Raw genomic sequence first — 18,794 nt, 5'->3', positions numbered from 1 at the left:
CTGCTGCTTGCTGCCGACGAACCATCGAACACCCTCCAAAATTTCAGGGTGTTGCTTCGACCGGTTGAACCTAGTCAATGCACGGCGATCTGAACCGGGAACCTCGACAGTGTGAATTGACGAAGCGGCTGCGTTGCGCGTCAGCACGTGATCAGCGGCGGATGCCGCATATTGGACGGGAAGGGTATCGATACCGGCTTGTCGGAAGCGTTGTACCGCTTCGGGTGTCAGCTCCGGCACCGCTATCACGCCGGCGCCGCGCTCGGCCAGATCGACAATGAAGTCGGCATCGGCACGCCCGTCCCGAAGGTTGGACGAAAGCACTCTGAGATCGACGTGGCGGCGAGGACGAGGTCGGGAATGTTGTAGATCGGTCTGGCCCTCGCCGCGACGTCGGCCACAGCAACGCGAGGGCAACGGTCGCGAGCGCGATTAGCAGGTGACTGGGACTTTTGTCGACATGAACTAGTCGTATCGCACTCACCCGAATGCGGAGCTAGGACGGCGCCGGATACCACTAGCTGCGGCAGAGCTCAAGCACGGGCGGCAGCAGCTCGGCGATCAGGAAGCCCACCCTCGAAAACGACTCCGCATCCTGACCTATCGGGTCGGGGATGTCCACGAATTCGTGCGTTGCTATCCGCGAACGGAGAGACGCGAGGTCCTTAATGTCTTGTGCGCCAAACTCGACAGCCAGTCGTGCCGCTTCAGCGAGTGTGAAGGTCCTGACCAGTTGGCGTGGTGCGAGTTCCAAAACTGCATCCCGGTGTGCACGCGTCATGGTCAGGACGAGATCGGCTGCGCTTGCGATCTTCTGAGTCAATTGGCGAGCCGCAAAGTCAGATGCGTTCCCGCCGAGTTCCTCCAGAACCGGGACCGACTTCTGGTGGATCGGGTGGGCGATCACCGCCCGGACTCCGGCGCTCGAGGCAGTAAAGTCCGCAATACCCAGGCGGGCTGCGAAAGTGACGGCGAGACGCTCGGCCGTGGGCGACCGACAAATGTTCCCGGTACAAACAAAAAGGACGTGCACGATCCTCCTGATTCCGGCGGCTCTACGACGTCCCTTCAACGGGCTGTCAGAGACTGGGGGAAGCGAACCATACGGCGTCTTTGGATGCGCGCCGAATGCATCCGTTGTACTCGTACCGTGTTGCCACGTGGAGGTTGGGCATCGCGGTGCGCGGCATGCGTGACGGTGGCTGTCCACGATTCGTGGCCTGGCGCCGAATGGTCTGCTGTGTCAGTTTTGAATGAAGCCTATGAAAATTTGCTAGGGGTCACATTCTCTTTGGCCGCCCCGTATGTTTTAGTAGCGGCATGAACGGTCGGTGGGTGGCCGCGAAAATCTAAGGAGCAAGCACGTGGGACGACACAGGTCAGCTTCATCGGGGGAGTCGCGGGCTGCCTCAACCACAGCCGGGGGTCGCTCGCGGCTAGCGGGCGGATTGTTGTTGGGCACCCTGACCGCGGGTGCGCTCGCTGTAAGCGGGTTGGCTGAGGCACAGGAGGCCCAGGCTTCGTGCGCATCAGTCAACGGAGTGAGTCTTTTCGGCGGATCGGCATGCACAAGCATTAGGGGGACCATCGCCATCGGGATCGGCGTGGGCACCACGGCGAGCGCCACTGGCGGATTGTTCGGCACAGCTTTCGCACTAGGCAAGAACGTCACCGCGATCGCCAACGGGACGGACGATCACGCCCTGATCATCGGAACAAACGGCACCGCCCTGGCCGGGGAGGGTTCGATCCCTGCCTCAGGGATCTGGTCATCCCAGCCGTCCAACCACAACACCGCGATCGTGGTGGGAAATAACAGCATTGCGGCCGCAGGCAGTGGCGACCACAACGTCGCCACCGTTATCGGCAACAACAATACGGCTGGGGCCGTCGATGACCCCGGTAACCACAACCGCGCGACCATTATCGGATCGGGCAACACCGCATTCGTCAACAACGGCAACAACAACACCGGTCTCCTCGTAGGCAACAACGGCAAGGTTTACGCTGGCGACGGCAACGGCAACACCGCCAGACTTCTCGGTTCCAACGGATTTTCGGCCGCGACGCACGGTGACAACAACTCCTCTAACGTCCTCGGAAACAACAGCAGCGCGTACGCAGGAGACACCGGGAGCAACAACAAGACGACGGTGATCGGTAACAACAGCCAGGCCTACGCGAACGTTGGCGATAACAACACCGCCAAGGTTGTGGGCAATAACAGCTATGCCCAGGCAAGAAACGGCAACGGCAACTCAGCCAGAGTCTCGGGCAACAAGAGCACGGCAATCGCGGGGCCCGGCGACAATAACTCGGTCAAGGTGTCCGGCAACGGTAAGTATGCCCAGAAGCCGTGACGGGCGGGCCTGTCGTTTGGGCTCCCGCCGCCGGCGCGGACCCATGGCCCGCGATCAGAGCGAAACACCGCACTGTCGATCTGCTGTCTAATTCGAGATCGGCGAGCGACGGACGGCGCGTCGTGAGACAATTCCCACAAGTGAGGCACTGTTCCCGATTGAGGCCGCAAGGGCTCCAGGTGGACAGTGGGCGTGGCGTCTGGGGGGCACATGACGGCGGTATATGGCAGGTCCGAAGGCCTGGCGGACAGCGTCTCCGTTCGGAAGATTCCGGTTTGGCAACGGGGATATGCCCGTCGGCTGGTCGTGGCAGATGTTGTCGCCGTCGTAGGGGCGGTGAGTCTGGCGCAATGGCTACGCTTCGGCGAGTTGCCTGGGATTACGCACACGTACGGCTACAACAATTACACCTCAGTGTCGGTCGCGATCGCCGCCGTGTGGGTGATGGCGTTGTCGATCAACCGTTCGCGCTCTCCGCGCGTCATCGGCACCGGTGCAGAGGAGTATCGCCGCGTCTGGCTGGCCACGCTGTCGGTGTTCGGCGCCGTTGCAATCGTCTCTATGCTGTTGAAACTCGAATTAGCTCGCGGCTATCTCATGATCGCGCTGCCGGTCGGCATTCTGTTTCTCACTCTGTTTCGGTGGATCGCACGTCGTGCGGTCGTGACAGCACGCCAGAAGTACGGGCGCTACGTCACGCGTGTTGTAGTCGTCGGCAATCCCCCGGCGGTGCGCGAACTCGCACGGTCCCTCGCGCGCGAGCGCGGCTCTGAGTACGAGGTAGTGGGCGTCTGCATTCCCGGCCCCATTGGCCTCACGGGGATCGACGTCCCAGGAGTGGGGTCGATACCCAATTTTGGTGACGAGTCAAATATCGTCGACGCCGTCACTGCCACCAAAAGTCATGCCGTGGCCGTCGCAGCTACCGACCGGCTCCACGGTCGTGGAATGCGAAACCTGTCGTGGGAGTTGGAAAAGCTCGACATTGACTTGCTTGTCGCGCCGGGTGTTGTCGAAGTCGCCGGGCCCCGGCTGCACATGCGCCCGGTTGCCGGCCTGCCGCTGATCCATGTGGAGAAGCCGCAATACAACGGCGCCAAGCGATTCCAGAAGCGGCTATTCGACATCGTCTTCTCGACTATGGTTCTGGTTTGCGGATTTCCGGTACTGCTGGTGATCGCACTCGCGGTCAAGATGACCAGCAGGGGTCCGATCTTCTACCGCTCCGAGCGCATTGGGTTGGAGGGCAAGCCCTTCGAGATGATCAAGTTTCGCACGATGGTCGACGGAGCGGCTCAGATGATCGACGGACTCAGAGCCCTCAACGAATGCGAAGGCGGGGTTCTGTTCAAGATCCGAAACGACCCCAGGGTCACGCCGGTCGGCCGAATCCTGCGGAAGTACAGCCTCGATGAGCTGCCTCAGTTCATCAACGTCCTCAAACGTGACATGAGCATCGTCGGGCCGCGCCCTTCGCTGCCTAGTGAGGTCCAGTCCTACGACGACCATGCTAAGCGCCGGCAGCTCGTACGGCCGGGCATCACCGGCCTCTGGCAGGTCAGCGGACGCTCGGACCTGTCCTGGGAGGATTCGGTTCGGCTCGACCTCTTCTACGTCGAGAACTGGTCGATGATCGCTGACCTGCTCATCGCGGTGAAGACATTGAAGGCGATGTTTGCTCACTCTGGCGCGTACTGAGCCGCGAGTAATGACTGACTGGCCGAAGAATGACCACCAAGGTTGGGAATTTTGAACCGATCTCGTCGGGAAGTAACCAAAATCCAGGTGCCGCTCAATCTGATTCCTACCCGACATGGGGGACGGGGCGATAGCTTCGCAGCGCGATCAGATAGCATCCCTGCGCAATGAGGATCTCAATTTTCGGCGCTCGCGGTGTGCCGGCAGCTTGGGGCGGCTTCGATACTTTTGTAACAGAGCTGACACCACGGCTTGTGGAATCGGGTCACGAAGTGACGCTTTATTGCATGCCGAAGTACACGGCCCCCGAGATCGGTGACGAGTTCCAAGGTGTGCGTCTTGTGCGGCGGCCCACGGTTTATGGGAAGTTCACCGAGACGGTCTTCCATGAGGTGCTGAGCAGCGTGCACGCGTTGTTCCAGCCGCGGCAGGACCTCTACTACGTGTTGGCGTGCCGAACAGTCTGGGCGTATCTGCCACACGTGTTGTTGGGCCGAACGGTTGTAATCAACACTGACGGGCTTGACTGGCAACGACGCAAATGGGGCCGACTCGCGCGGGCTTATCTCAAAGTCAACTACTGGCTTGCCCGGCACATCACGAAGTACCTTGTGTCCGATGCCAAGGAGCTGCAGAAGTTCTACATCGAGGAGTACGGAACTGCTAGTGCGTTCCTGACCAACGGCGGCAATTTGCTTCGGGTCGAGGATGATTCGCGGCATAGGGAAATTCTCAGGGGTTACGACGTCGAACCCGGTTCCTACTATCTGGTCGCGTGTCGGATGGAACCGGAAAACAACATCGACATCATCATTCGAGAGTATGTGCACTCGTCGGTGAAGGAGCCATTGCTCATCGCGGGTGGTGCGAACTACGAGAGCGCGTATCTCAAGGGTCTGCAAGAGGCGAAAGATCCGCGGGTACGGTTCCTTGGACCGGTTTACGCGGACGGCCACATCGAAGCTCTCCATCTGGGTGCGAAGGGGTATATCCACGGCCACGAGGTCGGCGGCACGAACCCATCGCTCCTGAAGGCGATGGGCTGTGGGAACCTGGTTCTCGCCCATGACGTGCGCTTCAATCGCGAGGTCCTGGCTGGAACCGGTCTGCTCTGGACCAAAGAGCCCGGATCGCTATTGGCCGTTCTTGAGCACGCCGACCGTGAGTCGGAGAGCTTGCGCGCCGAGGCAGCCGCGGCATGCCGCGAACGAATTGCGCAGTATTACTCGTGGGACAAGGTTGCTCGCGACCACGAGCGATACTTCAGGTGGGTAATTGGCGAAGTTCCCGACTACGCAGACTCGTTCTGACACTCATCAAGAGAGTCAACGTATTCGGCCAACGCCTCCTGCCATGGGCGCATAACCAAGATTCCCAACTTTCGCAGATTGCCGTGCGAGAGTATGGAATATGCGGGCCGGCGAACATTCCGGACCATCGTCGTGGCTGTGGCTTCATGTATCGGAACGTGCGCGAGTCCTCGTAAGCGCAGCGTCTCTTTGGCAAACGCATGCCAGGAAACCTGACCGACGCCTGTCGCGTGGATGATCCCGTACGCATCGGTTGCGGAGAGGGCGACCAGTTGCCGAGCTAGGTCCGGGGTGTATGTCGGCCCGACTACTTCGTCTGTCACCACGGTCAGCTCGCCGCGCTCCACTGCCAGCTTGATCATTAACAACGGAAAGTTCAATCCGCCCTTGGCCCGGCACGGGTTTGGCCCATAAAGGCCCGAGGTGCGGACAACAAATGATTGAGGGCACATGGCGCGGACGAGATGCTCCCCGGCGAGTTTGGAAGCGCCGTACACATTGAGCGGTGCTGGGAGGTCACTCTCGTCGTAAGGCGACGCCTTCGCGCCGTCGAAGACGTAGTCCGTGCTGATGTGGACCAGAACAGCTCCACACTCTTGGGCTGCTACGGCAACGTTGCGCGCTCCAATCGCGTTGACCGCGAACGCTTCACCGGAGCTCGCCTCACACTTGTCGAGATTGTGGAAGGCCGCGGTATTGACGACAAGTGATGGGCGCGCGGCTGCGATGGTCGCCAAGACCGAAGCGCCGTCCGTCACATCGAGGTCGGAATGGCCCAACCCGAGCGCCTCAAACCCGGCGGCGCTGAAGGCGTCGACCACGTCAGCGCCCAGCTGACCGGTGGCCCCCACGACTAGGACACGCGCGTCCGCCACCCTCAATCCACCGAACTCAGCAGCTTATGCCCGTTCACGGCGGATTCATCGCTCATGATGTCCCGGAAAGTAGCAATGTTGTAGTAGGCGGGGTTGTCCATATCGGCGAAGTCAGCTCGGTGTCGGATGAGATCCTCGACAATCCTGTCAATGCCGTAACTTGGCTTGAATCCCAGCTGAACCCGTGCCCGGTCGATAGCGACTTTGTAGTTGCGGACATCGGCTTTCTCGAGCATTCGCAACTCAGGTTCCAAGTCAAGTTCACGCCTTAGGGTGGACTCGATCTGGTCCGCTAGGGCCCCAAGTGTCGTGTTTTCCGACGCGATGTTGAAGGTTCCGCTGACTGAGGGAGAGGCTTCGACAGCGCGGACGTAGGCGGCGGTCGCGTCCTGGATGGACAGGATCGGCCGCCAGATCGAAGGGTTGTTGACCGTGATACACCCGTCCTGCAAGGCAGTTCGGAACATGGTGTTGATAACCAGGTCCAACCTCATGCGGGGGCTGTAGCCGCAGACGGTGCCCTTGCGCAGGATGATTACGCTGAATGAGTCGTCTTGAAGATGGCGCACGCCTGCTTCAGCTTGTAGCTTGCTGATGCCGTACGGGTGGGCGGTAACGGTTGGTGAATCTTCGTCCCAGAGCTCATCGTCGGTGAACCCGTAAACCGAGCAGGATGATGCGAATACGAATCGGCGCACACCGGCGCGTTTGGCCAGGTAGGCCATGTTCGCCGGAGCTGCGGCATTGTGGACGTAATTCAGGACGGGGCTGAACTCCGCCATGGGGTCGTTAGATAGACCCGCCAAGAAGATGACGACGTCGATACCCTCGAGATCAGCTTCAGATATGGACATCACGTCTCTTTTTATGACCGGGATGTCCGACGGAAGATGGTTGCCGAACCACGTCAAGTCGGCGACCGTGACGTCGTACCCACGAGCCGTCAGGCGCGGGGACAGCACCGTGCCGATGTACCCTGCGCCCCCTGCTATGAATATCCTCACCGGAATTACCCCCCTGTTGAAAAGGCTTGCGCCTCTGGTCTTTTCAGCCAGTCCGCGAGGGACTGGGCTTCGGAATCCTTGCGTGACAAAACCGGCTCTTCGATTGGCCACTGGATGCCAATGTCGGGATCATTCCATCGAATCCCCGACTCGGCAGCCGAGTTGTAGGTACCCGTCGTCAGGTACTCAACCTCAGCGAATTCCGAGAGAGTGCAAAACCCTCGGGCGAAGCTGGCAGGCGCCCACAACTGCAGGCGGTTGCGATCGTTCGCAACAATGCTCTCGTATCTGCCGAGGGTCGGCGAGTCGGGGCGAATATCCACTGCCACAAGGAATGCCTCGCCCCGAGGCACTCTCATGAGCTTGCCCATGGGTGGTTCCCACTGGAAGTGCAGGCCTCGGGTTACGTGACGTGCGCTCCGACTGTGATTCAGCTGTACGAACTCGCTCGGTAGGCCAAGGTTTGCATGGGCGGCGAACTGATCGGCCCGGTAAACCTCCATGAAGAATCCACGTTCGTCCTCAAAAACCTCGTGCTCAACGACCAATACTTCCGGAATGGCCGTCTCATGCACCGTGAGCTTCACAGGTGGATCGTATCGGCTTTCACGAACGGTTGATACGCCAACGTCAGGAGTTGAACTCCAGCAGGGTCAACGTTGCAATCGTCGGCCATTTGATCCCTACCACTCGGCGAATCGGATAACTCACGACGGGGAAGCCTCGAACGCTCCACAACAGACGAAGCGCCGCACCGCGGCCGCGGGGGAGTGGCAGGTCACTCACAGACCGGACGCCGGGCACGATGTCTGGGAGGCCCGCCAGTTCACGCACCGAGAGGCTGAAGGGTGTCAGCGGCCATGGAGTCCTGCCCAGTAACGCCCGGATGCGGCGGAAAGCCTGGTTGGAGTACAACTTCGAAGGCAGGTCGAACATCATTTGCCCACCGGGAAACCGGTGCGCGCATTCGCGGATCAAGCCCAGCGCCTGCTCGGGTTCCAGGTACATCAGCAATCCCTCGGCACTCACGAATACGCCGTGCTGAGGGTCGACCTGGTCCATCCAACTGAAGTCCAGCGCGGATTGGGCGCACATCGAAACTCGCGGGGAGTGGGGCAGCAGCTGCTGCCTCATCTCGATGATGGGCGTCAGATCGACAGTTAACCAACGAAATTCATCGCCGAGACCAGCAGCGTTGAGACGCCAGAAACTGGTCTGTAGGCCTTCGCCCAAAGCGACGACGGTGGCTTGCGGGTGGCTGGAAAGGTACCGGTGAGCGCAGGTGTCGAATGAGAGCGCCCGTAGCGCCACGTCTTGGCGGGGCGAGGCTGGGAAACCGCTGAAATCGTAGTCGATGGAATCCAGCACCTGAATTGCCATCGGATCGTCGATTAAAGAGTCGGGTCGTCGAGCTTCGTTCGCTCGGGACCACATCGTCACCAGCGCCGTCTCAGGTAATGTACTGATGTCGAATTTCGTCACTGCGTGGACTCTACCGGCTCTGTCGGAATCAGACCGGCTTGTTAGTTGGGGCGAGCCCGCCGCGGTGTTGGCGGTCAGCGCCGTCCACGGCGTGCGAGCCGATCAGCGTTGTGCGCGAGAAGTTCCCGATTCGCAGCGGCTGCATTTGTTGTCTACGACCAATATTCCCAGCCCGCTTCTTTCCACTTCACACTTTCCAAACACATCCGCCCATCAATTACGGCGCGTCTGCTCGTCACCTTGCCTAGTGCATGCGGATCAAGACCCACAAATTCTGCCCATTCGGTGAGGACCAGCACCACGTCTGCCCGATGGCAGGCGCTCATCGCCGAATCCGCATAGCTAAGAGTGGGAAATAACCGTCGAGAATTATCAATTGCCTGGGGGTCGTACACCGTCACCGAAGCGCCCTGCAGTTGTATCTGACCGGCGACATTCAATGCGGGAGAATCCCGCACGTCGTCGGATTCCGGCTTGAAAGCTGCGCCAAGCACGGCCACGTGCGCGCCGAGCAGAGAACCGCCGCAGACGGTTTTGGCCAGGTCAACAATCCGTGTACGCCGATGCATATTGATGATGTCGACCTCGCGTAAGAACGCCAAGGCCCCGGAAGCGCCAAGTTCGCCAGCTCTTGCCCTGAAGGCGCGGATGTCTTTCGGTAGGCACCCGCCTCCGAAGCCCAGCCCGGCGTTGAGGAACTGCCGTCCGATTCTCGTGTCGTAGCCCATGGCATCTGCGACGGCTCGCACATCGGCACCGACAGCTGAACAGACTTCAGCAATCGCATTGATGAAGGAGATCTTGGTTGCGAGGAATGCGTTCGCTGATACCTTGACTAGCTCGGCTGTTGCCGTATCGGTAACGATAAAAGGAGTCTGTTCGGCCAGGAGCGAGGAATAGATCTCGCGCGTCACCATTTCGGCGTTGCCGCCGGACACCCGTCCCAGCACCAATCGATCTGGGTGCAACGTGTCTTTGATGGCATGTCCCTCGCGCAGGAACTCAGGGTTCCAAGCGATTTCTACGAGGATGTTGTTCGCCAAATCTTTTGCGCGACAGAATAAATCTTGCGCAGTACCTACCGGGACGGTCGATTTGCCGAGGATAATTGCATCGCGTGTCAGTAAGGGCACGAGGTTGTCGATGACGGCCTCGACTTGACTGACATCGGCGCTATCTTCGCCCTTCTTCGGCGGCGTCCCCACAGCGATGAAGAATGCGTCGCCCCAATCAGCCGCAGTTTCGTACGAATCCGTTACCTGCAGTCGACCCGAATCAATGTGTTTTCCGAGTAGCTCTGGCAATCCAGGTTCATAGAACGGCACCTGGCCCTGCCTGAGCTTTGTCAGCTTGTCTGGGTCCACCTCGACGCCGAGGACTTCGTGCCCAAGTTCGGCCATACATGCAGCGTGGGTGGCGCCGAGGTAACCGAGGCCAAAGACTGTCAGCCGCATACGCGTTCGCAGATATGTGAGCTTGACACCCTGCACCCCCTTCCGCCGAGGTTACACAATATACGGAACTTGTCGCGCGCCGACAGAGCAGCCGACGTGCGGGTCGAGAAGCGCATCAGCACGGCGCTAGCGCGCGAAGTTTCGCACAAGCCAACGCATCTGCTTCACGACAAATTTGCCGGATATCGATTCTCAACCCGTTGGGCTTAAGTCCGTTCGTCTGAGCGCCGATTCCGGGACGACCAATTTGATGATGTCCTGCTCCGGCAACGCCGAGCACTCCGCTGCCGAGACGAGATGGAAGGGCGCAGAAGGGGTGTTAACGTACTGCACAACCCACCGGACGAGCTACAGCCGTTGTTGGTCACCGCCACGACAACGTCGCAGTTTGTCGAGGGTGACACCCACTTCATGCGCAGCCCTGCGTCCCGGGAGAGGACCTTCGTGGAACACGAGCGACGGCCGTTGGTCCTGATCGCCAATCCTGGCTTCGACCGGTACGGCTCGGATCTCATGATGGTCCGGAGCGCCCGCGCTCTCCGCGCCGCTGGGTGGAATGTGCTGGTCACTTCCCCCAAGGCGGGTCCGTTGGCCGAGAGCTTGGCGGAACTGGGCGTAGAGACCCGCCTGGCGAGCTATCCCATCGTGCGGCGCGCCGACACGACCCCGGCTGGTGCCGTCCGCCTCGCCGGAGCTGGCATCGCTGCGGTGCCACGGTTGCTTCGGATAATCCGCGAAGTCGCGCCGGACGTGGTGTACGTCAACACCGTCACCTTGCCCTGGTGGCTGCTGGCGGCTCGTTTGGCGCGCGTCCCCGCGGCCTGCCATGTTCGTGAGGCTGAGCCGAACGTCCGGATGGTCGTGCGCAAGATCATGGCATCCCAGCTTTGGCTGGCCGCGGTGTCGCTGATGAACAGCAACGTGACCCGTGAATCGTTGTGCGAGGTCTACCCAGCGCTGGGTCCGCGTCTCCGCCTCGTCTACAACGGCATCGAGCAGCCCGACGAACCGGTCTCACCGCCGCAACTGCACCCAGGAGTGGTCCGCGCCGTCGTAATCGGGCGGCTCTCTCCGCGGAAGGCGCCGCACATCGCGCTCGAAGCCGTCGCGCTGCTCCGTGCCAGTGGGCTCGACGCCCGACTCGAAGTGTGTGGGACTCCGGTACCTGGTCAGGAGTTCTACGAGGAGGACCTTCGCCGGCGTGCGGCGCAACCAGACCTCAATGGCGCGGTGACGTTCTCCGGTTACGCAGCTCCGGTATGGCCGGCCCTTTCTCGCGCTGATGTGTTCCTCGCGACCTCGACGGCCGAGCCGTTCGGGAACGCAGTCGTAGAGGCGCAGCTGGCTTGCCGACCGGTCGTAGCCACCGCGGTTGAAGGCCACCTCGAGACGGTGCTGCCGGAGCGCACCGGCCTTCTGGTCTCCGTCGGGGACGCTGCCGGCATGGCCGCTGCCGTACGGCGCCTTGTTGATGAGCCCGGGCTTGCCGAGCGGCTCGCCGTTGCCGCGCAAGAACGTGCCCAGAAGGAGTTCTCTCCCGAGCGATACCGGCGTGAGATCGTCGAGGTGCACGAGCAACTCGCCGCCCGCCGAAATTCCCAGTGAACCGTACGTTTCGGGTGGCGTGGCGATCATTTCGAGCTTGGCGGCCGGAGCTGGCGAAATCACTTCGTCCGCCGCAGCTCGACGCACCCGAGGCGGCAGCTCAGGGGTGGAAACCCAAGCGGCTCAAGGTTGATCAGGCTCCACGCAAGGACACCCGAAGATCCGTATGCAGTAGCGCTGTGGGCGTGCTAATTTCCCATGATCGATCAATGCCAGATCGTGACGAAAGCTAGCTGCACCACGCGGCTCTTGGGAAGTCGAACCTGATGATGCCGATTTCACTTGTCGATGACGGCGCCCCGGAGCGTCGCGCAGTGAAGCGTGATGCCCCAGCACCATACATCGATCGCCCACACTCGATTTCGGTCGTGGTGCCGGTCTATCGAGGCGAACAAACCATCGGCCCGCTGGTGGACGAGTTGCGTCGGCTCACACACGCGACGGAGACGCCCGCCGGCGCCGTTTTTCTGGTACGCGAGATCATCCTCGTCCACGATCACGGTCCCGACCTTTCCGACGCAGTGATCCGTGAGCTGGAGCAGACGTACGACGAAGTTCGCGCTGTCTGGCTTAGCCGCAATTTCGGGCAGGACGCGGCGACAATCGCCGGCATGGCCGCCGCGGTGAGCGATTGGATCGTGACGATGGACGAGGACGGCCAGCACGATCCTCGGTTTATCGGTGCGTTTCTCGACACCGCGCTGGCTGAGCGCGCCGACTTGGTGTATTCAAGGCCGACCAACACCCGTCCCCACGGGTTCCTGAGAAACCTGACCTCGCGCGCTTCGAAGCTCGTGCTGGCAACCGTGTTCGGGTTCCCCGAATCTTCCCGATTCGAGAGCTTCCGACTGATCCGAGGGGACATCGGCCGTCAGCTTGCTGAGGTCGCCGCCAGCGGGGTGTACCTCGACGTCGCACTGAGCTGGGTCATCGACTCAGTCGCGCAGGTGCCTGTGGTGTTGCGGGCGGAGGGCCGCGACGAATCCGGTTACGACTACCACCGGCTGTTCGCGCTGTTCTGGAAGATGTTGCTGTGTAGCGGAACCCGCGGCCTGCGGTTGGTCAGCGCCCTCGGCCTCACCTTTGCGCTTGCCGGGGTCGGTGGGGCCGCATTGGTAGTGTTCGAAACTCTCTCTCGACACGACAACAACTGGGCGCCTGAGGGTTGGGCTTCGACCATCGTTGTGTTGTTGGTGTGCTCCGGCGTCATTCTCTTTTCGTTGGGACTTATCGCCGATTACCTCGGCGTGGCCTTGCACGTACTTGTCGGCAGGCCTTTGTATTTGACTGTCCAGACGCCCGTACCTCGCGTGGCGGCCGTCACCCAAAACGTGCCGACGCCGGATGCCAGCCCGAAGCCGGCCGAGTCGAGCGCTGAACCCATTGTCTTCAACCGCCCGTACCGGGCCAGCCGTGAGCAGGACAACTTGGTCGCCGTGCTGGACTCGGGCCACATCCAGGGTGACGGCCGGTTCACAGACTCGGCTTCCGCGAAGCTCAAGGCCATTTCTGGGGCGCCGTACGTCCTGCTGACGACGTCATGCACCTCAGCATTGGAGATGGCGGCCCTGCTCTTGGAGCTGAGTCCGGATGACGAAGTCATCGTGCCGAGTTTCGGCTTTCCCGCTGTCGCGACTTCAATGGCCCTGCGTGGAGCCACCTGTGTATTCGCCGATATCGACTCGGACACAGGCAATCTCGACCCGCATTCCGTAGCGGCGGCACTGACTGAACGAACGAAGGCCGTAGTAGTGATCCACTACGGTGGGGTGGCGGCCGACATGGAAGGGCTGTTGGCGCTGGGGGATGCGCACGGCATTGCGATCGTCGAGGACAATGCGCACGGATTAGGCGGCACTTGGCGTGGCCATGGCCTGGGCACCATCGGCAAGATGGGAACGCTCAGCTTCCACGACACCAAGAACGTGCAGTGCGGTGAGGGCGGTGCGCTGCTGTTGAGCGACGAGGTCCTGATGGAACGAGCCGGAATCATTCGCGACAAGGGCACGGACCGTGCCCAGTTCTTGCGCGGGGGAATCGACAAGTACTCATGGCAGGACATCGGCTCTAGCTACTCACCGAGCGAACTGAACGCGGCCATGCTCGACGCTCAACTCGACGAGTTCGCCTCCATCCAGGCCGCGCGGCTGCGGGTCTGGGAGATGTACGCAGCCGCGTTACCAGACTGGGCGCAGCGCAACGATATTCGGTTGATGACCGCGCCCGCGGACTGTCAGCACACCGCCCACTTGTACTACGTGCGCACGCCCACCGAGCGGCACCGCGACAGCCTTATCGATCACCTCGCCGTGCGTGGAATCCCAGCATCGTTCCACTACGTACCGCTGGACTCCAGCCCGGGCGGTCTCAAGCTCGGCCGTACGCCGGTACCGTGCGTGCGCACCGCCGAATTCGCAGCAACCGTTGTGCGCCTACCTATCTGGCCCGGGCTAAGCGATGCCCAGGTTACTAAGGTCGTTGAGGCGGTCACTTCCTTCGCCGTCTAGACCTAAAGGTGGCACCCCTTCAGCTTCGCGTGTTCAGTTGTGCGTAGCAGATCCAGTTGTAGTTGGCGCGTTCCGCGTAGAGGTCGGGAACGCGGTCTGACCAGCTTTCGTCCAGCAGCGGCTTGGGCGTTGGCTCATCCAAGCCGGTCTCAAAGAGGGGCGGAAATTCGAGGTAAGTACGCAAGTGCTTCTTCAAGAAGGCCGCGTCGAAAAGGTTGGCAGCTACGCGGTCTCGTTGGTATTGAGGTATCACGGCCATTTCCCCGGCCCCGAAACGCTGCGCCAAGACACCAATTTTTCGGGTCGCGCGGGCTGACAGACTACGGTATCTCTGGCTCGCGTCGTCGCTTGAGACATTGCCGAACCCGGCCCCTGCGAACACCTTCTTCAAGGTGTAGAAATCGCCGGCATGCGGCGGGTAGTTATCGTCGAAGATGATGTGCTCGAAGCCGAACCAGTCGGCGTAAATCAACCGATTGTAGGCATTTTGATGGTCGTCGAAGACGATCAGAGCGTCGGGGCCTGCTATCCCCGACCAGTCGATCTCCGAGAAATCAATATTGTGGTAGTGAACGCGTGGCGACACGTACTCGCGCCTGTCAAGAAACAGATCGATTGAGTGTACTTCTGCCTGCGGGCACGCCTGCTCGATGAGCCATGTGCTCTGCCCGCGCCACACGCCGCTTTCGATCACAACGCTTGGGCGAAGGTGTCGAGCAATGAACCACGTCGCGAACATATGTGAAGCGCCCATACCGAACTGGTTGTTCTGCAGAGGGCGAGTCGCGTAGAGCCGCGCGAATTCCGTGACCGAATCAACGATCTCGTCACGGCTCCAGGCGGGTTCTCCAAGCTGGTCGATTGCCACGGCTGGTAACTATATAGATAGTTGTGGTCGACCTCTACGCGTAATCAGGGGGACTCGGCGTGGCGAAGGGCAATGGTCTTCGCCTTTAGGGGCAAGTGACCACTTCGGCCGCTGAGATTCAGGCGATACTGACATGTTGCTGCCTCTACTGCCGCAACCCCGCCGATATGCTGCCAGGTCAACATCAGCAATCAAATATACGCTGACGCGCGGCCGCGGTCGGTGCCCACTGGTGCGGGCATTTTGCGCAGGGATCGGGAGGGCCGCGTGAATCGGACTATCGAGATGTTCCTAGCTGCGAGTTCGGTGGTGCGGCAACAACTGATGGCGATCGCCCGTCAATCAGAGCGCGTGGTCTTACTCGGTGGCGTCCTGTTGGGCTTGACCGCTTCGGGGGCGATCGCTTTCGCGCTCGCGCAGTACTACGCGGTCGACGCGTTGTCCTCCCTTGTGAACCTTCCGCAGGACTGCGACGTTGATTGGGGCGTGCATCTCGGGCGTCACTGTTTCAGTGACTACCCTGTCACGGCGGGCGAGGGGATCCGGGCCAATCCGTGGGAACCCGGTTGGTTGCCTGCCGCAGGACAGAATGTCCCGGGCGACGCCGCCTCAGCCGCAGCAGCTGCCGAGGTCCGTCGCAGTCTTGTAAACAACTACCCGGCCGCTGGTTTGGTGCCGCACACGTTCATTTGGCGTATCGGCGAATGGTTTGGCTCGCCGAGACTCGGGCTGCTGCTGGCTTTGCTGGTGTTGTTGATCGCCGTCCTTACAGCTGCCTTCTGGGCGGCCAGGGGCGCTCGTGGGCTGGACCGGGTGGTCGTCTTCCTGGCTTGTGGGGCTGCGACGTTTCCAGCATTGTTGGTCATCGATCGTGGAAACTCGGTGGGTCTGGCGGCACCGGTTCTGCTGGTTTTCCTGATAGCGCTGTGTCGGCGACACTGGCGGCTTGTGGCAATCATGGTTGTCCTGGCCGCGTTGGTAAAACCGCAGTTTGCCGTGCTGGCCGCTGTTCTCTTCGCCGCACGCCAATGGCGATTCGGTGCAGCTGCGGTCGCGGGGGTCGTCCTGTCGAATCTCGCCGCGTATCTGTTGTGGCCACGCGATTTTCCGGGCACTATCGTGCAGTCGATCAGCACCATCCTCGGCTCTGATTCGTCGTACTCGTTCGCTGAATGGTCGAATGTATCCTTTGCGAACGGCCTACTTGCAATTCCCGAGGCCATCGCAATGGCAGTGACGGGACACCCGATTCCAGACCACGTTGTGGATGGCCCCGGCAGGTTGGTCGGATACGTCGTGCTGGTCGTCGTCGTCGCCGCCGTCGTGGCTCTCGGTCGGCGTATATCGCCAGTCATGGCCGGAGTTGCACTCACGGCGACCGCCGCGCTGTTCCCCGCGGTTACCTACCGTTATTACTTGGTATTCGTGTTGCCGATCGCTGCCCTGGTGGCGCGCGACCCCGATGGGCCGCCCGGACGGGGCCTCTTCGACGGACTCGCTGCCCGTGCCGATGGCCGGCGCGCCGTGGGCATCTGTGTGACTTTGTCCACGGTGCTCAGCATCGTCTGGATTGCCCTGCCGCATCCGCAGGGCCAATGGCTGCTTCGGGCGCAGATGGGTGCCACCGGAGTCGTCGGCACCACGACGATCGTTCCCACGACAGCGTTGCTGGCGCCGCTTGCGTGGCTAATCACATGCGGGGTGATCATCGTGTCCTACGCGCGGAGGCCGGTTCCTCACCAGTTCGCTGTCAGCGACGATTTGGTGGGAACTGAGCCGCCGGGTAGACCCTGACCTCGCTTCAGTGGTCGGCGACACCACGGCGTTGCGCGCCGACATGCCCCTAGCTGAGAGTCACTTTCGCGTCCGCCTGACGGTCTGAATACCGCTTGGGTCGCAGAATGTAACCCCGCATGGCGAGAACGCCGGCGAATGATCCGATGGCCAGGCCAAATGGCACCCATTCGACGGATCCGACCACGTACGCCAAAACAGCGGCGAGCGCCAGGGAGAGCAATGAATGGGCGACACTCACGACAAGAACTGTCGCCTGCATCCCGCGAACGGCAGCCAGACTTGCGTATGGGGTGAACGCTGCGACGCCGAGCGTGAAGAGCAGCCAGCCGATGACAGTGAGCGCTGAAATGTGTTGGCCGGTCATGAGGGGTCCGATCAGCGGGATTGCGATCACGGCACAAATACTCAAGATCACGATGCCTAGAACCAGCGCGAGAGTTCCTTTGTCCGCCGACCGCAGGGCGGAATGCATGGGTTCCGCTCTGGCTAGCGCGTAGCTCGCAAACATGAACCCGCCTATCCCCATTACCGGCAACAGTGCCGGCGCTGAGTAGATACGGGCGGCCTCCAGTTGGCCGGCTGCCGCAAGGCCGAGTATTCCGATGACCACGACTCGCGTGAGCGCCAACAACGACGGAAAGACGGCCTGTTGGAGGCTTCGCCACGAGCCGTATGCGACGACGGTCCCGTGCTTGGCGGGAAATGGTCTGGCAAGCCATCTTTCACTTTGAGGAAGTATGCAGGCGCCTACGGCGATGGCCGACGCTTGACCGGCCGTGAGCGCGAGGAACAACCAGGTCATCGTGACCTTGGGCGCGAAGATCAGCACCGCGACCATCGCGACCAGGCTGGCCAGGTCTATGGCGATGATTCGCCAGAACATCAACGTTGCCATGAGCAGCCGTCGTAGGGTGTCCTCAATCAGGAAGAAGAACATCGCGGCACCGAACGCCAGTGCGGCGCGGACATCAGCAAAGCCCGTCGCCCATGTGACAACGCAACCGGCTATTGCGCATACCGTCGAGATGAGAACTAACCAGTTTTGCAGGGCCGCGCGCACCGAATGATCGTGCCGGTTCAGGACGGTCATGGAGTCGCCGACGATTCCTGCTGTGATCGCCGTGGCTAAAACCACCGTGCCGTACAACAGCCCAAACGCACCCAGCCCAGAGGTTCCAAGGCTGCGGGCGGCTACCACTTGGATGACCAGCCCGCCGACAGCCTGAGTTCCCTGGGCAACTATCGCCGCCATCGCGCGGCGGCGTGTCCCTGAACGGGGTGCCGAGTCCGGGCTCATTGCCAATTACCTCCGTACTCCAAGGCTGGGCCTCTAAGGAGAGGTTCAAACTAGTAGATCCCGATGAAGCTTGAGCAGCTATGCTACCGACGGGCGGGGCAATTTTTCGAGGTCGACGGTCCCGAAAATGGCGGTGTCGAACTCCATTGACGGTGGGGCCACACTTGACTGAACGAGCAGTCACGCCCGAACGTTAGATCCCGACCTTCACGCACGCTGAAACTAGTGAGCGGAGCCTAATGCCGAACACGCCGCGACCCAAGTCGGACGAAACTCGCGACATACCCTCGACCGAGAACGCTCCTAGAACTTCGGTGTACCTGGCGGTGTCCCTGTTGGTTATCGGCGTCCTGCCTTGGCGCGTCGGGAAGTACTTCAGCGGCCAGCTCGACCCCGTCGTCCTGGGTAAAGTAGGCCTTCTCCTAGCTGCTCTCCTGGTTGTTCTCTTGGCCAGGGGCAGTGGCGAGTCCCCGTTACGGAGTCCACCCGGTTTTAGAGTCGGGTTGGTTTGATCCGTTCTCAGTTGATGCTGCAGGC

General features: G+C 61.1%; 14 protein-coding genes and 2 pseudogenes. 7 read left to right on the top strand and 9 right to left on the bottom strand.

Translation table 11 applies throughout. The annotated features are described in order from the left end of the window. Positions 1–324 (bottom strand): annotated as a pseudogene (locus CG716_RS29995) (hypothetical protein); the annotation flags it as partial. A gap of 193 nt (positions 325–517) precedes the next feature. Next, on the bottom strand, positions 518–1,033 hold the full coding sequence (locus CG716_RS28905; RefSeq protein WP_094484579.1) for an arsenate reductase/protein-tyrosine-phosphatase family protein: 516 nt from the start codon (positions 1,031–1,033) through the stop codon (positions 518–520). Between the two features lie 571 nt (positions 1,034–1,604). Between CG716_RS28905 and CG716_RS28900 the strand changes: the two genes are divergently transcribed. The 3 genes from CG716_RS28900 (at position 1,605) to CG716_RS28890 (ending at position 5,368) form a co-directional block, all read left to right on the top strand. Continuing rightward, entirely contained in the window at positions 1,605–2,360 is a 756-nt protein-coding gene (locus CG716_RS28900; protein ID WP_094484578.1) for a hypothetical protein, read from the top strand. Between the two features lie 210 nt (positions 2,361–2,570). Continuing rightward, entirely contained in the window at positions 2,571–4,058 is a 1,488-nt protein-coding gene (locus CG716_RS28895; RefSeq protein ID WP_094484577.1) for a sugar transferase, read from the top strand. A gap of 167 nt (positions 4,059–4,225) precedes the next feature. Then, positions 4,226–5,368, top strand: coding sequence for a DUF1972 domain-containing protein (locus CG716_RS28890; RefSeq protein WP_094484576.1), 1,143 nt, complete (start codon positions 4,226–4,228; stop codon positions 5,366–5,368). Here CG716_RS28890 and rfbD read toward each other — a convergent pair. The 5 genes from rfbD to CG716_RS28865 form a co-directional block, all read right to left on the bottom strand. Further along, positions 5,350–6,219 carry a dTDP-4-dehydrorhamnose reductase gene (rfbD, locus tag CG716_RS28885; protein WP_165774349.1) on the bottom strand — a complete coding sequence of 290 codons (870 nt, stop codon included), beginning with the start codon at positions 6,217–6,219 and terminating at the stop codon, positions 5,350–5,352. The genes CG716_RS28890 and rfbD overlap by 19 nt on opposite strands. Positions 6,220–6,245: 26 nt before the next feature. Continuing rightward, entirely contained in the window at positions 6,246–7,247 is a 1,002-nt protein-coding gene (locus tag CG716_RS28880) for an NAD-dependent epimerase/dehydratase family protein (protein WP_165774348.1), read from the bottom strand. A 5-nt stretch (positions 7,248–7,252) separates the two neighbouring features. Beyond that, the gene (gene rfbC / locus CG716_RS28875; RefSeq protein ID WP_094484585.1) at positions 7,253–7,834 is read right to left on the bottom strand and encodes a dTDP-4-dehydrorhamnose 3,5-epimerase; all 582 of its coding nucleotides are present in this window, start codon (positions 7,832–7,834) and stop codon (positions 7,253–7,255) included. Between the two features lie 43 nt (positions 7,835–7,877). Beyond that, a complete protein-coding gene (locus CG716_RS28870) occupies positions 7,878–8,681 on the bottom strand; it encodes a class I SAM-dependent methyltransferase (protein ID WP_094484584.1) in 804 nt (267 codons plus the stop codon). Between the two features lie 200 nt (positions 8,682–8,881). Beyond that, positions 8,882–10,183: a UDP-glucose dehydrogenase family protein gene (locus CG716_RS28865; protein ID WP_094484583.1), complete on the bottom strand. Its 1,302-nt coding sequence runs from the start codon at positions 10,181–10,183 to the stop codon at positions 8,882–8,884. A gap of 444 nt (positions 10,184–10,627) precedes the next feature. Between CG716_RS28865 and CG716_RS28860 the strand changes: the two genes are divergently transcribed. The 3 genes and pseudogenes from CG716_RS28860 (at position 10,628) to rffA (ending at position 14,295) form a co-directional block, all read left to right on the top strand. Next, positions 10,628–11,788, top strand: coding sequence for a glycosyltransferase family 4 protein (locus CG716_RS28860; protein WP_165774347.1), 1,161 nt, complete (start codon positions 10,628–10,630; stop codon positions 11,786–11,788). 359 nt (positions 11,789–12,147) lie between these two features. Beyond that, a pseudogene (locus tag CG716_RS28855) lies at positions 12,148–13,095 on the top strand (glycosyltransferase); the annotation flags it as partial. Between the two features lie 75 nt (positions 13,096–13,170). After that, positions 13,171–14,295, top strand: a complete 1,125-nt coding sequence (gene rffA, locus CG716_RS28850) for a dTDP-4-amino-4,6-dideoxygalactose transaminase (RefSeq protein ID WP_094484582.1) — start codon at positions 13,171–13,173, stop codon at positions 14,293–14,295. A 19-nt stretch (positions 14,296–14,314) separates the two neighbouring features. Here the strand turns inward: rffA and CG716_RS28845 are convergent, their stop codons facing one another. Next, positions 14,315–15,163, bottom strand: coding sequence for a hypothetical protein (locus tag CG716_RS28845; RefSeq protein ID WP_094484572.1), 849 nt, complete (start codon positions 15,161–15,163; stop codon positions 14,315–14,317). A 267-nt stretch (positions 15,164–15,430) separates the two neighbouring features. Between CG716_RS28845 and CG716_RS28840 the strand changes: the two genes are divergently transcribed. Beyond that, positions 15,431–16,957 carry a glycosyltransferase 87 family protein gene (locus CG716_RS28840; RefSeq protein WP_207760816.1) on the top strand — a complete coding sequence of 509 codons (1,527 nt, stop codon included), beginning with the start codon at positions 15,431–15,433 and terminating at the stop codon, positions 16,955–16,957. Between the two features lie 49 nt (positions 16,958–17,006). Here the strand turns inward: CG716_RS28840 and CG716_RS28835 are convergent, their stop codons facing one another. Then, positions 17,007–18,107 (bottom strand): hypothetical protein, encoded by a 1,101-nt coding sequence (locus CG716_RS28835; RefSeq protein ID WP_133067042.1) that lies wholly within the window; start codon positions 18,105–18,107, stop codon positions 17,007–17,009. Between the last annotated feature and the right edge of the window lie 687 nt (positions 18,108–18,794).

The sequence above is a fragment of the Mycolicibacterium sphagni genome, assembly GCF_002250655.1.
In the GTDB taxonomy this organism is placed as follows: domain Bacteria; phylum Actinomycetota; class Actinomycetes; order Mycobacteriales; family Mycobacteriaceae; genus Mycobacterium; species Mycobacterium sphagni.
This window is presented reverse-complemented; position numbering and strand designations above follow the sequence as displayed.

Bases quoted from the DNA above. Each gene is read 5' to 3' on its own strand.
- CG716_RS28895 (WP_094484577.1), top strand. From the start codon at position 2,571: ATGACGGCGGTATATGGCAGGTCCGAAGGCCTGGCGGACAGCGTCTCC.
- CG716_RS28890 (WP_094484576.1), top strand. From the start codon at position 4,226: ATGAGGATCTCAATTTTCGGCGCTCGCGGTGTGCCGGCAGCTTGGGGC.
- CG716_RS28870 (WP_094484584.1), bottom strand. From the start codon at position 8,681: ATGTGGTCCCGAGCGAACGAAGCTCGACGACCCGACTCTTTAATCGAC.
- CG716_RS28865 (WP_094484583.1), bottom strand. From the start codon at position 10,183: ATGCGGCTGACAGTCTTTGGCCTCGGTTACCTCGGCGCCACCCACGCT.